Below are 13,411 nucleotides of genomic sequence, written 5' to 3' on the forward strand. Positions count from 1 at the left end.
CCTAATCCCTCTCTTCCGCCGCGCCCGTATCCGTGCCTGGCGCAGCTTGATAATAAATTTGCCGGTATCGGCTCGGGGTCAGCCCCGTATACTGCCGGAACAACCGGGACAAGTAATGATTCTGCATCCCGACCTGCCGGGCAACCTCGGAGATGCTGATCGTCTTCTGCTCCAGCAGCACTTTCGCGCGCTCCAAGCGGCGAAAATTAACATACTGGGCAGGGGCGTACCCGACGAAATTTTTAAAATACCCGATAAAATAGTTCGGATGCAAAAACGCGAGCCGGGCCAGCTCTTCCACGGCGATCGTCTCCGACAGGTGATCCTCGATGTACGCCAGCACGCGGTCGATCTTCTCGATCGGCTCGGCCTCGCGCAGCGACGATTCGCCGATGCCGACGCATTCCAAATAACAGGCCAGCAGCTCGAACATCGCCGCCCGGATCCGCAGCTCCCTCGTCAGCAGCGGGGAGCGGTACGCTTCGATCAACTGGCGGAACAAGACGACGACCCGCTCTATTTCCCGCTCTTCCGGTATAACGCAAATCGGCAGATTGAGCAAGTCGAACATCTCGATATCCCCGATCGCCGCGCGAAAATGACACCAATATAAGCCGACGGTCATCATCGGCTCCGCCGAGAACGCCTGCAGCGTGCCCGGAGGGATGAGCAGCAGCTGACCCGGCTCCATGTCCAGCCAGCGGCCGCCGACCTGCAGGCGCCCGCCGCCTTCTTGAATAAACCAGAACCGGTAAAATTCGGGAGTTAAATGCGAATGGCGCCCCGGATTCGTGCGCGAGTACGCCGCCATGGACACTTCGGCATGAAATCGTTGAAAATAATTCTGAATGATCGTCTTGTATGTCAGTTTCATTGCGGTTCCAATCATCCCAATCATCAAAAAAGATTATATTCTCGCGGCTCGTGAACAATATGCTTCATTATAACGCACTGTTTCGAAAGGAACCACCGTGCTTCCGGTTGCATTTCACGTTTATTAAGGCCTATACTGGATAATAAATCCATTAAATGGAGGCTAAAGCAGAACATGCCGAACTATTCTACGCCTTCCGCCCCTCGCGGATCTGCGCGCTTCCTGCTTCTCGCGGTCCCGGCCGTTATTCTGATGCTCGGAGGCTGCGCGTCGTCATCGAAGGCGACGGTCGGATCCGCCGACACGCCGCAAGCGTTTAAATCCAACTGCATTTCGTGCCATGGCACGGACCTGCAAGGACGCATGGGCGCGACCACCAACCTGACCAAGGTCGGCAAGCGCATGACCAAGGAGCAGATCGCGACGCAGATCAAGCAGGGCGGCGGAGGAATGCCGGCCTTCTCCGGCAAGCTGTCCGATGCGCAAATCGAAGAGCTTGCCGCCTGGCTCAGCGCCAAAAAATAACCGAAAGACCCTTACGGAGCACGCATCGCGCTGGCCCGTAAGGGTCTTTTTCATCAGTTATAGCATTTTTAATTAGCCACGCTTTCTGCCCATTATCCCGCCGCGCCAGACGTCTACCGTTCCTTGACCTGTCTAATGAACGATGCCCGTTTCCGCTCCTCCGGCAAGCCCATACCAAGCGAGCCCTTGTACGTCCATTTGGATTCGCCCATTTCCCGATGCGACGGGAACGTCTCGCCTTGCAACAACGGCAGGAAGCTGCCCCACAGATCCCCGTACATGCCGTCCAGCGGAACAAGCTGCCCGCTTCTGAATATCCGTTTCGTCAACAGCTCCGGTCTCAACGCCATTACCATCCGCTCCCCTGCCCTGGTTTGCTACTTATGTATTCCAATTATGGGCAAAAGGTGACGCGGATATGCACGCGGCATCAGCCGAGCCGTTCGACGATCACGTAGGCGGAAGCCAGCGCGTGGTCGTGCGTGATGGATACGTGGATCGCGGTATCCGCTCCCCGCAGGCAAAGCCGCGCCCATGCTTCGTCGCTCAGGCGGCACACCGGCTTGCCGCCGGCCGCGCGGTCGATTTCGATGTCGTGGAAACAAAGCGTTTCCCCGATGCCGCAGCCGAAGGCCTTGGAGACGGCCTCCTTGGCGGCGAATCGGCCGCCGACGAATTCGACCAGCCGCTTCCCGCCGGAAGCCGAAGCCAGCTCCCGTTCGCGTTCCGTCAAGATCCGTTCCTGAAAACGCATCCCGGAATCGCCAAGCAGAATCCGCTCCATCCGGTCGAGCGATGCGAGATCATGTCCGATTCCCAGTATCATATTGAATCCACCGCCTACCCGGACGATAACGCCGATCGGCGCCCGCCCGTTATTCGTTTCCCAGCAATTCCGAAGGTCGCCGCGAACGCCACGGCTCGAAGCCGCGCGCCCGATGCCCGCTCCGCGATGGGATCCGGCATCTCTCCCTCTAGCATCGCCGCATGCATGCATCGGATATACGTATGCGGCAACGCCGCATTCCTGCCGCGCTTCCCGGCTGCTCCTCCGCGCATTCCGCTACGCTTCTCTAGGTCGTCGCGCCGTATCCGGTCAAGCATGATGCCCGATGAACGCGGGCTGGCGCCGCGGTCAGCTCGGGAGAACTGCTCTTATCATAGCAAATAATCGATTCCGATAGCAGGAGGAAGCTCCATCGGACCTCCGCCCGAGATGGCGGACCCAGATAGCGGAACCCATCGCCACGGGCGCAAAAGCAAAACGCCCTCCGGCCGTAGCCGAAGGGCGCGATCCGCGCAACCCGATACGATTCCCTTAAATGCCCGGAATCGTGTTCCGTTTATGAGCGGTCTTGAGATACTGCTTCTCCAGCTTCTCGCGGGCAGAGTCGCTGACTTGCTTGCCTTCGAGGTAATCGCTGTTCTCGTCATACGTGATGCCGAGCTCGTCCTCGTCGGTCTGGCCATCCCATAATCCCGCGGTCGGCGCCTTCGTCACGACCGCGCCCGGCACGCCGAGCGCTGCCGCGATCAGGCGAACCTGGCGCTTGTTCAAGGTGCTGAGCGGCGTAATGTCGACCGCGCCGTCGCCCCATTTGGTATAGAAGCCGGTAATCGCTTCGGACGCATGATCCGTGCCGACGACGAGCAGGTTGAGCTCGAACGCCAGCGCGTACTGCGTCACCATGCGGGTGCGCGCCTTCACGTTGCCTTTGCCGCCGCGGCTGATATGCCGGGACATGCCGATCGACTTCAGGCCGTGCTCGACTTCCAGCGCGATCTCGTCGACCGCTTCCTGGATGTTCGTCTCGACGCGATGCTTCAGGTTGAACGCTTCCGCGACCGCGTAGCTGTCGGAGATGTCCGCTTGCTCGCCATACGGCTGGAACACGCCAAGCGTCATGTATTCCTTGCCCGTCTCTTCGCTCAGCTCGTCGGTCGCTTGCTTGCACAATCCCGTCGCGACCGCGCTGTCGATGCCGCCGCTGATCGCGATCAGCAGTCCGGTCGTCCCGGATTTGCGGACATAGTCTTTCAGGAAATCGACCCGTTTGCGAATCTCTTGCTGCGGGTCGATCTCGGGCTTAACGCCTAGCTCTTGAATGATCTGTTCCTGCAAGCTCATCCTATCACCTCTTCATTATTAGCAATAGCGGTCGAACGCAGAAGTGAGATCTGCCGCGATATCGGCCGCCGAACGGTTCTCGATCTGGTGGCGCTCGATGAAATGAACCAGTTCGCCGTCCTTGAACAGCGCGATGGACGGAGAAGACGGCGGGTACGGCGCGAAGTATTCGCGCGCTTTGGCCGTGGCTTCCTTGTCTTGGCCGGCGAAGACGGTGAACAGGTGGTCTGGCAGCTTCTCGGCTTGCAGCGCTTGGGCGACGCCCGGACGGCATTGGCCGGCGGCGCATCCGCAGACGGAGTTGATGACGACAAGCGCGGTTCCTTCGGCGTTCGGAAGCTTCTCTTCCACCGCTTCCGGCGTGCGCAGCTCCTCGATTCCCAGACGTGTCAGGTCGTCGCGCATGGGTTGAATCATGTCAAGCATGTATCGTTCGAAAGACATCGACATATGTGATCGCTCCTTATAAGATCGTTTTGATTTCTATTATACCCCCCTCTCGTATTGAAAGCAAAGAAAAAGCAATCCGGCCAGCGCCCGATTGCCGATCTTCATGCCTCACGGTTTATTCCCGGAAGCGCCGTCGTTGCCCGCTTCGTAAGCCGCATCCTTGTCGGCATGCGTAAAGATGCCGCTCTCCGGCGCGATGCCCCGTTCGAAATAATCCCGGTTCTCGCTCGTCAGGAACCCGACATCCTTGAACGGATGCACCCATTCGCTGCCCGCCATCACGGCCGGGTCGGTGTCTTCGGTCCAGCTGCTGAGCGGCGACTGCGGCGATTCGTACATATGATCGCCGATGACGACGCCGCTGCCGTTGACGAAGGGCGCTCTCGGGCCGCGTCCGCTGCGGAACTCCGGAAGAAAATTGATCTCGTACGGGTCAAGCGCCGGATCGTCGCCGCCGGCGCTCGGGCCTTTTATCTGCGCTTCGCGTTCGCTGTCTGCGTCATGTTCGTCCATCCCTCTGCTCCTCCCTTTAAATGGAAGGGCGATTGGGGCCGTCTAGCTTCTTGTCGTAGCCTTCGGACTCCGGCGCTTTGCTGCCCTGCTTCTTCTTGCTGGCTGCCGGTCCGGAGGCATTGCGTGATTGCCGCTGGTTTTCCACTGCTGGCACCCCCTTCCAAAGGTAGTATGCGCGCGCGGAAATCCGCTTATCCGTACGTAAACCGTCTTGCTCGTTATGTAATGCGCGCGGTCAGCCCCTGCTGAGCGCCGCCGCCGCTTCGTAGGCGTTTCGGTTCCGGTCGAAACGGACGACGAAGGTCGTCCCCGCGCCTTCTTTGGAATCCACCTGGATGATGCCGCCGTGGCGTTCCATGATGCTGAGGCAGAGCGGCAAGCCGAGCCCGGTTCCGTGCGACTTGGTCGTATAGAACGGCTCGAACAGATGCTCGAGCTTCTCCTTCGGAATGCCGCTTCCCGTGTCGATGACGCGCAGCTCCACGTATTGCTCGTATGTAGACGTTTCCAATGTCAGCACGCCGTGCTGATTCATGGCTTCCATGCCGTTCCGGGCCAAGTTCAGGATCAGCTGCTTCATTTCTTTCTCGTTGAGCAGCAGCATGGGAAGCTCGTCGGCCAGCTTCAGTTCCAGCGTCTGGCCCCGCATGTTGGCATCCGCCCACAGCAGCGGCAGAATCTCGTTGATGATCTCGTGCAGGGACTGGCTGTCTTTCTCGATGACCCGGTTCTGGGCCAAGGACAAGAAGTCGCTGATGATGCTGTTCGCCCGGTCGAGCTCTTCCATGACGATCCGGTAATATTCCTTCTGATGATCCGGGCTGCGTTCCCGCATCAGCTGCACGAAGCCGCGGATGACCGCCATCGGGTTGCGGATCTCGTGCGTGATGCTGGCCGCCATCTGGCCGACGAGGCTGAGGCGTTCCATCCGCCCGATCTCGTCGCGCAAGCGATTGAGCTCCGTAATATCGTGGGCGATGATCGCCGCGCCGATGATTTCGCCGTTCTGCATATCGCGGACGCAAATGCCGGAATTCACGTAGATCTTGCCCTGCTCCTGGACGTATTCCGTCGTGATCTTATGGCCGTTCAGCGCCTGGTACAGCAGGCGCCCGATCACGTCCTTCTCGATATGGTCGTACATGATCGTGAACGGCTGGCCGAGCAGCTCGTTGCGCTGCTTGCCGCCTACTTTTTCCTTCATTAGATGAATGGCCATTTCGTTGATATGCGTGATCGCTCCGCCCGCATCGACGAAGATGACGCCGAGCGGCGTTTCGTCGATGAATTGCTGCAGCTTCTGCACCTCGATGCGGAAGCTGTTCGAGATCTGGTGCAGCCGGTAATTCACGTTCTGATGCTGGATGAAATGCTCCGAGCAGGCCAACGCCAGGACCATGACGATAAAATAAGCCAATTGATGGGCCAAAATCGCGTAGTAATCCGCGGCATGCAAATCGGGGTGCGCCACGTAGACGAATTGAATGAACGCGCAGCATTTGATCAACAGCAGCAGCGCCGTCAATCCGAGCACGACCCGGTATTTGGTCCGGCGGCTCAACTGATGAAAGCCTTGATTGTACATGGAAATAATCGGAATGATGAATAACACGGTGCCCGCCATTTCGATCCAGCCCCAGCTGCCTTCCATCATTAACTGTTCGGAAGCCAGGTAGATGACCGTCAACGCCAGCGTGACCCACCCGCCTCCGTACAAGGAGCCCAAGATCAATTGCGCGTAGAGGTAATCCAGATCGAACCCCTTCACTTCGATGCAGGCCGCAATGCCGAGCAGCACGCAGGCGCCGCAAAAAACGGTCAGGAGGTAAGGTACTCTTTTGCGTGGTTTCGAGTAGTCATACCAGAATTGAAAAATAAATACCGGTAGCAGGGCTAGAATGAACTGCAAAAGAATCAGCTTCCACACAAAATGAGTCCCACCCTTCAGAAGAAACCCAGTTAATGTATATCTTTGTTTATCTGTTAATCCGATTAAATCATAGGTCTATCTATTTTACAATGTCTTTCCGGTTTGTTTCGACGATAAACAAACTATGGATTATTCTCCCATATTTGAAATTTGGTGTATCGTAAATGCCCGCTGCGCCGAGTAGACGCTCTCCGAACTGGATAGTATGATAGATAACGGCGTCATGCCATGCCAAATCGAGCGAAAACCGAGGAGAAACCAGTGAATTACGAGGTCGTTATCATAGGAGGCGGCTCTGCCGGGCTCATGGCCGGGATTGCCGCCAGCAAACACGGGGCGAGGGTGCTGCTGCTGGACAAAGGGGACAAGCTGGGGCGCAAGCTCGGCATCTCCGGCGGCGGCCGCTGCAACGTCACGAACAACAAGGAATTGGACGAATTGATCAAGAACATCCCGGGCAACGGCCGCTTCCTGTACAGCGCGCTCTCGAGCTTCGGGAACAAAGAAATCATCGCCTTCTTCGAGGGCTTGGGCATCGCGTTGAAGGAAGAAGACAACGGCCGGATGTTCCCGGTCACGGACAAAGCGAAAACCGTCGTCGACGCGCTCGTCCGCCAGGTGCGGAAGCAAGGCGTGGAGATTCGGGTGAACGCGCCGGCAAGCCATATCGCGTACGCCGACGGGCAGGTGACCGGCGTGGCGCTCAAATCGGGCGAAACGGTCGCCTGCCGAAGCGTCGTCATCGCGACCGGCGGCAAATCCGTGCCCCATACCGGTTCGACCGGCGACGGCTATCCTTGGGCGGAGAAGGCCGGCCATTCCATTACGGAGCTGTTCCCGACGGAAGTGCCGATCACGTCCAACGAGCCGTTCATCCAGAGCAAGGAGCTGCAGGGGCTGTCGCTCCGCGACGTCGCGCTCTCCGTCTGGAACGCGAAGGGCAAACGCGTGACGGAGCATCGCGGCGACATGATTTTCACCCATTTCGGCGTATCCGGCCCCATCGCGCTGCGCTGCAGCCAGTTCGTCGTGAAGGAGCTGAAGAAAGGCGATGCCCGCAACGCGCTGCTGACGATCGACCTGCTGCCGGACCGAAGCGCGGACGAGGTCTACGGCGAGTCGCTGGAGCTGGTGCGGGCGGATTCGAAGAAAACGGTCAAAAACGTGCTCAAGGGGTATCTGCCCGAGCGGATGGTGCCTTTATTATTGAAGGAAGCCGGCTTGGACGAGCAGCTGACCTACGATAACATCCCGAAGCAGGCTTGGCTCGGCCTCGCGAAACTGATCAAGGCCTTCCCGATGCGGGCTTACGGCACGTTGAAGCTGGAGGATGCTTTCGTCACCGGCGGCGGGGTGAACCTGAAGGAAGTCGATCCCAAGACGATGCAGTCGAAGCTGATGCGGGGATTGTATTTCTGCGGAGAGGTGCTGGATATTCACGGCTATACCGGCGGATATAACATAACGGCCGCGTTCTCGACGGGTTATGCGGCCGGAAGCCATGCGGCGCTTCTCTAATCGCGAATAGAAGAGAAGGCCGACCGGTGGCAGCGCCGACCGTCGGCCTTCTTTCGTCGCGCGTTCAAATGTGGACGTCGCCGGAAAAATACCCGTACGACCCGTCGTCCGGGAAGAAATCATCTTCCGCCGCCGCATCGTCGTCCCGGTTGCGCAGGCTTCCGGCGGTCTCTTCCTGGGCGATCCAGTCCTCGTTCACGACATGCGCGGGTATCGTGATGTTTTCCATCCGGTAAAGCTCGTTCGTCAGCACGATATCCGGAATGGAGGATTGGACGGCCAGCTGCCCGCCATGCGCCTGGGCGATCTCCAGCGCCGAGGTCAGATCGTCCCCGAGCATGTGGATATGCACTTCGTTTTCTTGCTGGAAAACGGGGTCGTAGCCCAGTTCCTGAAACGTATCGCATGCAAGCGACGCGGTTCGCGAATCGGCGAATTGAAACAACAATGCGGTATCGTTTTGCAAATCGGCTCACCCTTATCGGCTAGTAGATTCCATACTCGCATAGCGTACCCTTATCAAGCCCCCGCCATACCGGATTCGGGCCGTCGCGATCCTCCCTTGACCCTCGCATTCATTAACCCTATCGCCTGCGTTATTGTGCTATAATAAAGCGACAATTTGAGCTGAGGTGCTGAAGATGATGGTGGATCTTTTCGCTTATTCTCCGGATGCGGTGACGGTCGTTCGAACCTATCAGGGCAAACGCTTCATCTATGCTTGCAATACGGCCTTCTATACGATGACCGGCTACACCGGCAATCAGCTGATCGGGCTCGAACTTTCTTCGCTGCCGCTGGACGGCAATCATCCGCTGTGGCCGATCGTCGATCGGTTATGCGCTTCCATCGCACTCGGCAATTCGGACGCCTTCGCCGAATCGCGGGTCACCCTGCCGAAGCATTCGCAGCTGTTCGGGGAGCTCCATGCCAAAAAGATGAAGGCCTCGCGCGAGGCCTTCATCTTGATCACGATCCGCGACCGGTCGGAGCATAAATGGATCGAAGAGATGACCTACGAACGCGATCCCATCGTCTCCATGCTGCTCACGACCGCGGGCACCGTCACTTCGATGCGCAGCTATCGCGGCCCGCTCTCTTACGACGTCCTGGAGCTCTCCCGCATGGACAGCGACCAATTCGTCGCCTTGCCCGACCGCGCGCGCGTGCGAAACGGGCTGCGGAGGCTGTTGTTCAGCAAGGAAAGCGGAGAATTCAAATTCACGCTTCAGCTATTCCAGGATCAGTTTCATGTCCATTCCATCGTCAAGCCGTTCTACAGCGGGGACGGATCGTTCCGATGCTTTGCCATCCTGGTCTTATCCATGGAGGCCGTTCCGGGCACGGAAACGGCGGAGGCATCCGCCCCTCCTGCCTTGCCCGAGGATTCGGGCAAGGCCGCGGACGTGGTGGCGGACTCCTCCTATAAACTGCGGCTCCTCATGCTCGAGAAGCGCGTATCCGTCACGCAGCTTGCCGAGAACACCCAGATCTCCCTCACGACCATCTCCAACATCCGGAACGGCAAGATCAAAAAACCGCAGCGGCTCACCGCGCAATTGATCGCCGACGAGCTCGGCGTGGCGCCCTCGGATATATGGAGCTCGTACAAATAGAACCGATCGCGAGCAAGCGCGGCGAATTCTTGAATGTACGACACGCAGCTCGCTCCGCATGAGCCGAGAAGCCGACAGCAACGCCGCGGCGATCAGCGTATTAGCGCAGCCGCGAATCTCGCGATCGAACGGCGAAAACCCTTCCCTTCCGCCTGGCGGAAGAGAAGGGTTTTATTTTCATGCTGCCGTGCGGCGCCACGGCCACTGCGAGCCGTTCGCGCGGCGGCAAAGGCATGTTCGGCTCGCCGGCATTTGGCCGCCCGACGCTACAGCTCGAAGCCGCCTGCCAGTTCGTTCATCCGTTCGGCGATCCGGCTTAACGAACGGGACGATACGGCGATCTGCTCCGCCGAAGCGGTCTGCTCCTCGGTCGTCGCGGCCACGGTCATCGCCGTCTCCGAGCTTTGCTTCGCATATCCCTCCAGGCGCAGCATCGCATCGACCAGCTGCCGCGAGCCCGCTGCCATCTCCCCGGACGCGGCGGCAACCTCCCGCATTTGGCCAGATACCCGTTCCGAGGCTTCGGCTATGCCCGTGAACGACGCGCCGGCCTCGCGTACGGCGAACACGCCCGCCTCCGCTTCTTTCGCGCTTTCCCGCATTTGCTTGGCCGTGTCGCGCGTATCCGCCGCGATCTGATCGATAACCCGCCCGATCTCCAGGACGGCTTCCGACGTTTGCTGCGCAAGCTTGCGGACTTCGTCCGCGACGACGGCGAAGCCCTTGCCGTGCTCGCCCGCCCGCGCCGCTTCGATCGCCGCGTTGAGCGCCAGCAGATTCGTCTGCTTCGAGACGCTGCCGATCAGCTGCGAGATGACGCCGATCGTTCGCGAATGCGCCTCCAGCCGGTCGACTTGACCGACCGCGATCCGCACGCTGTCGTTGACGGCAGCCATCCGAAGGACGGCATCGTTCACCGCTTCGCGTCCGATCAGCGCCTGCCTGCTGGCGTCCGCCGACAACGAAGCGACGACGGACGTCGATTCCGCGATCCGGTCGATGCCCATGCCGAGATCCCCGGTCGTCCGGCTGACTTCCCCGAATTGCGAAAGCGCGAGCTCCGTCCCTTCCGCCATGCCTTGCACGGCCTCGGCGGCTTGTTGAGCGGATCCGGCGTTCTGCTCGGACACCGCCAGCATCTGGCGCGACGAGGACGCGATATCCGCGGATGCTTCCTGCACGCCTTGCATCGCCGAGCGCAGCTGCGTCATCATCGACTGCAGCGAAGCGAACAGGCCGCCGATCTCGTCCCGGTTCCGAATCGCCGGCACGACCGCCCGCAGATTTCCTCCGGCCACTTCGTCGACGACGAGGGCCGCCTGCCGGATCGGCTTCGCGATCGCATGGCGCACGTAGCCGGTGAGCAGCACCACCAGCACGATGCCCGCGGCAAGCGCGGCCAGAATCGCGACCGCCGACTGCGAGCTCAGCTTCTCGCTCTTGCTCTTCGCCTCCTGCGCGCCGCTGTGATTGTTGAGCACGAGATAGTCCAAGTTGTTTTGCAGCGCCGCGAAGGAACTCTCGGACGCCTTGCGGTAGGACTCGGCCTGCTCGGCCGTCATCGGCTTGCCGGCAGCCGCGGCGAGGCGATCGTAATCGTCCTCGTATTTCTCCCAAGCGGTGACGAGGCTGGCGAACAGCTCGTTTTCGGCCGCATCTCCGGCGTCCAGCAGCGACTTGTATGTATCGAAGCTTGCATGAATCTTCTCCATCGTCGCTTCCGCGTCCGACAGGTATTGTTTCTTGAGGCTGGCGTTTTGCTCCGAAATCAGCCTGTACTGCAGGGTCATGGAGTGCTCGGTCAAATAATTGATGCCGTTGATCGTCTCCGCCCCGACGACCCATTTGCCTGCCAAATCCCCGTTCGTTTCCTTCATCTTGGCCATCATTGCGTAGCTGACGGCGCCGTTGGCGGCGAGCAGCAGCAGCACGCTCATAAATGCCGCCATCAGCTTGGCGCCGACCGTCCACTTGCGCTTTACTGCCGGTTTCTCCATGTCGTTCCCGCCTTTGTCGAAGATAGATTGATGTCAGCTAATGCCGGATAATCGATCATTTTCGGATACTTTGCACGCGATCGGACCGTCACTCCGGCTGATAGATTCGATTTTAACCTATCTTTTAGTGCGATGGAACTACATATATTTAAAAAATTAAACTTTCTCCGCGACTTATATGTCAGATTACCTATCGCATGCCTCCTCTCCCGATTCCTTCGCCAAGCACAAAATGCCGTTCCCCCGGAGGGGAACGGCCAATCAGCCAGTGCCTGGTCAGCGCTCGGTCGGTGCTTAATCAATACGCAACGCGGATGCAAACCGAAACGCGTCTCGACGAATCAGGAATTCCGATACGCCTGCAAGCCTTCGTTCAATGCCCGCGTCGAAGCGTACACGTCCTGGTAGATGCGGAACAGCCCGCCGTACGCGTCTACCGCGGCCGGATCCGGCTTGTACACCGATGCGCGCTTCACGAACAGCTCCGCGCACGCCTCGAGACTGTCGAACCAGCCGCAGCCGTACGCCGCCAGCATCGCCGCGCCGAGGCCCGGTCCCTGCTCGTTCTCCAGGGAAACGACTTCGGCATTGAAGATATCGGCCTGCATTTGCAGCCATACCGGATTGGACGCGCCGCCGCCGATGGAGATGATCGTATCGACCGTCTTGCCGGCCTGGCGGAACATGTCCACCGATTCGTTCAGCGAGAACGTGATGCCTTCCATGACCGCGCGGGCGAAATGCACCCGCTCGTGCGAGCCGTCGATGCCGATGAAGCTGCCGCGAATGACGGAATCCGCATGCGGCGTCCGTTCGCCGACGAGGTAAGGCGTGAACAGCAGCCCTTTCGCGCCGGGCTTGACGTCGCCGACGCCCTGCAGCAGCTCGTCGAACGACTCGCCCTTGGCGAACGTTTGCTTGAACCAGCTGAGGCTGTACCCCGCGGCCAGCGTCACGCCCATGGCATAAAACGCATTCTCCTTGCCGTGGTTAAAGAAATGCACCTTGCCGCGGAAATCGTTGCCGCTCGTCGCTTCATAAGAAAGAATGACGCCGGAGGTGCCGATGCTGCACATCGTCAGCCCTTCCTGCAGAATGCCGGAGCCGATCGCGCCGCAGGCGTTGTCCGCGCCGCCCGCGAACACCTTCGTGTCCGCGTTCAGCCCCGCCGCCGCCGCCCGCTCGGGAAGGAGCGTGCCCGTCAGCGCTTGCGATTCGACGAGCGGCGGAGCGAACGAGGCCGGCAGCGAGACCGCCTCCAGCACGTCGCTGCTCCAGCGTTTGTTCGCCACGTCCAGCAGCAGCGTGCCCGCCGCATCGGAGTAATCCATATGCAGCGCGCCCGTCAGCCGGTAGCGAAGGTAATCCTTCGGCAGCAGGAACGAGACGGCGCGCGCGAAGACTTCGGGTTCGTGCTTACGCACCCACAGAATCTTCGGCAGCGTGAAGCCTTCGAGCGCCGGGTTGCGCGTGATCGTGAGCAGCCGGTCCTTGCCGACCAGCGACTCGATCTCGCGGCATTCCGCGGTCGTGCGCGTGTCGTTCCACAGAATCGCGTTGCGGACGGGATTGCCCGCCGCGTCGAGCAGCACGAGGCCGTGCATTTGGCCCGAGAAGCTCAGCCCTTCGATCTCGTCCGGGGACACGCCGGAGCGTTCCGCGAGCTCGCGGAGCGCTTCGACCGTGCCGTTCACCCAATCGTCCGGCCGCTGCTCGCTCCAGCCGGAATGCTCGTGAAACAGCGGATAGTCGCGCGAGGCTTCCGCCGCGACCTTGCCGCTTCCGTCCAGAAGCAGCACTTTCACCGCGCTTGTGCCTAAGTCGACGCCGATGACGTATGACATGGAATCAAGGGCCTCC

14 protein-coding genes are annotated in these 13,411 nt (G+C 59.8%); 3 read left to right on the top strand and 11 right to left on the bottom strand.

What is annotated here, in order from left to right; genetic code table 11:
- Position 1: 1 nt before the first annotated feature.
- Positions 2 to 874 (bottom strand): AraC family transcriptional regulator, encoded by an 873-nt coding sequence (locus GT019_RS07760; RefSeq protein WP_161742547.1) that lies wholly within the window; start codon positions 872 to 874, stop codon positions 2 to 4.
- Between the two features lie 174 nt (positions 875 to 1,048).
- Here GT019_RS07760 and GT019_RS07765 point away from each other — a divergent pair, with 174 nt between their 5' ends.
- The gene (locus GT019_RS07765) at positions 1,049 to 1,399 is read left to right on the top strand and encodes a c-type cytochrome (RefSeq protein ID WP_161742548.1); all 351 of its coding nucleotides are present in this window, start codon (positions 1,049 to 1,051) and stop codon (positions 1,397 to 1,399) included.
- 113 nt (positions 1,400 to 1,512) lie between these two features.
- On the opposite strand, the gene GT019_RS07770 is transcribed toward GT019_RS07765, so the two are convergent.
- The 7 genes from GT019_RS07770 to GT019_RS07800 form a co-directional block, all read right to left on the bottom strand.
- Positions 1,513 to 1,749, bottom strand: a complete 237-nt coding sequence (locus tag GT019_RS07770) for a hypothetical protein (protein WP_161742550.1) — start codon at positions 1,747 to 1,749, stop codon at positions 1,513 to 1,515.
- An 80-nt stretch (positions 1,750 to 1,829) separates the two neighbouring features.
- Complete coding sequence (acpS, locus tag GT019_RS07775) at positions 1,830 to 2,225, bottom strand: holo-ACP synthase (protein WP_161742551.1); 396 nt, start codon at positions 2,223 to 2,225, stop codon at positions 1,830 to 1,832.
- A 492-nt stretch (positions 2,226 to 2,717) separates the two neighbouring features.
- Complete coding sequence (nadE, locus tag GT019_RS07780; protein ID WP_161742553.1) at positions 2,718 to 3,527, bottom strand: ammonia-dependent NAD(+) synthetase; 810 nt, start codon at positions 3,525 to 3,527, stop codon at positions 2,718 to 2,720.
- Between the two features lie 18 nt (positions 3,528 to 3,545).
- Complete coding sequence (locus GT019_RS07785; RefSeq protein WP_161742555.1) at positions 3,546 to 3,977, bottom strand: BrxA/BrxB family bacilliredoxin; 432 nt, start codon at positions 3,975 to 3,977, stop codon at positions 3,546 to 3,548.
- Positions 3,978 to 4,085: 108 nt separating this feature from the next.
- Positions 4,086 to 4,490: a DUF3905 domain-containing protein gene (locus tag GT019_RS07790; RefSeq protein ID WP_161742556.1), complete on the bottom strand. Its 405-nt coding sequence runs from the start codon at positions 4,488 to 4,490 to the stop codon at positions 4,086 to 4,088.
- Between the two features lie 16 nt (positions 4,491 to 4,506).
- Positions 4,507 to 4,635 carry a spore protein gene (locus GT019_RS07795; RefSeq protein ID WP_161742558.1) on the bottom strand — a complete coding sequence of 43 codons (129 nt, stop codon included), beginning with the start codon at positions 4,633 to 4,635 and terminating at the stop codon, positions 4,507 to 4,509.
- A gap of 90 nt (positions 4,636 to 4,725) precedes the next feature.
- Complete coding sequence (locus tag GT019_RS07800) at positions 4,726 to 6,417, bottom strand: ATP-binding protein (RefSeq protein WP_328803926.1); 1,692 nt, start codon at positions 6,415 to 6,417, stop codon at positions 4,726 to 4,728.
- A 264-nt stretch (positions 6,418 to 6,681) separates the two neighbouring features.
- On the opposite strand from GT019_RS07800, the gene GT019_RS07805 reads away from it, so the two are divergent.
- Positions 6,682 to 7,938, top strand: coding sequence for a BaiN/RdsA family NAD(P)/FAD-dependent oxidoreductase (locus tag GT019_RS07805; protein ID WP_161742560.1), 1,257 nt, complete (start codon positions 6,682 to 6,684; stop codon positions 7,936 to 7,938).
- 64 nt (positions 7,939 to 8,002) lie between these two features.
- Here the strand turns inward: GT019_RS07805 and GT019_RS07810 are convergent, their stop codons facing one another.
- Positions 8,003 to 8,404, bottom strand: coding sequence for a hypothetical protein (locus GT019_RS07810; protein WP_161742562.1), 402 nt, complete (start codon positions 8,402 to 8,404; stop codon positions 8,003 to 8,005).
- Between the two features lie 175 nt (positions 8,405 to 8,579).
- On the opposite strand from GT019_RS07810, the gene GT019_RS07815 reads away from it, so the two are divergent.
- On the top strand, positions 8,580 to 9,554 hold the full coding sequence (locus tag GT019_RS07815) for a helix-turn-helix domain-containing protein (RefSeq protein ID WP_161742564.1): 975 nt from the start codon (positions 8,580 to 8,582) through the stop codon (positions 9,552 to 9,554).
- Positions 9,555 to 9,820: 266 nt separating this feature from the next.
- Here the strand turns inward: GT019_RS07815 and GT019_RS07820 are convergent, their stop codons facing one another.
- Both GT019_RS07820 and xylB read right to left on the bottom strand, forming a co-directional pair.
- A complete protein-coding gene (locus GT019_RS07820; RefSeq protein WP_161742565.1) occupies positions 9,821 to 11,551 on the bottom strand; it encodes a methyl-accepting chemotaxis protein in 1,731 nt (576 codons plus the stop codon).
- Between the two features lie 341 nt (positions 11,552 to 11,892).
- Complete coding sequence (gene xylB, locus GT019_RS07825) at positions 11,893 to 13,395, bottom strand: xylulokinase (protein ID WP_161742566.1); 1,503 nt, start codon at positions 13,393 to 13,395, stop codon at positions 11,893 to 11,895.
- Between the last annotated feature and the right edge of the window lie 16 nt (positions 13,396 to 13,411).

It is taken from the genome of Paenibacillus glycinis, from assembly GCF_009909185.1.
Classification (GTDB): domain Bacteria; phylum Bacillota; class Bacilli; order Paenibacillales; family Paenibacillaceae; genus Paenibacillus_Z; species Paenibacillus_Z glycinis.

Coding starts and splice junctions, on each gene's coding strand:
- GT019_RS07815 (WP_161742564.1), top strand. CDS start 8,580: ATGATGGTGGATCTTTTCGCTTATTCTCCGGATGCGGTGACGGTCGTT.
- GT019_RS07760 (WP_161742547.1), bottom strand. CDS start 874: ATGAAACTGACATACAAGACGATCATTCAGAATTATTTTCAACGATTT.
- GT019_RS07770 (WP_161742550.1), bottom strand. CDS start 1,749: ATGGCGTTGAGACCGGAGCTGTTGACGAAACGGATATTCAGAAGCGGG.
- xylB (WP_161742566.1), bottom strand. CDS start 13,395: ATGTCATACGTCATCGGCGTCGACTTAGGCACAAGCGCGGTGAAAGTG.
- GT019_RS07820 (WP_161742565.1), bottom strand. CDS start 11,551: ATGGAGAAACCGGCAGTAAAGCGCAAGTGGACGGTCGGCGCCAAGCTG.
- GT019_RS07765 (WP_161742548.1), top strand. CDS start 1,049: ATGCCGAACTATTCTACGCCTTCCGCCCCTCGCGGATCTGCGCGCTTC.
- nadE (WP_161742553.1), bottom strand. CDS start 3,527: ATGAGCTTGCAGGAACAGATCATTCAAGAGCTAGGCGTTAAGCCCGAG.
- GT019_RS07785 (WP_161742555.1), bottom strand. CDS start 3,977: ATGTCGATGTCTTTCGAACGATACATGCTTGACATGATTCAACCCATG.
- acpS (WP_161742551.1), bottom strand. CDS start 2,225: ATGATACTGGGAATCGGACATGATCTCGCATCGCTCGACCGGATGGAG.
- GT019_RS07790 (WP_161742556.1), bottom strand. CDS start 4,490: ATGGACGAACATGACGCAGACAGCGAACGCGAAGCGCAGATAAAAGGC.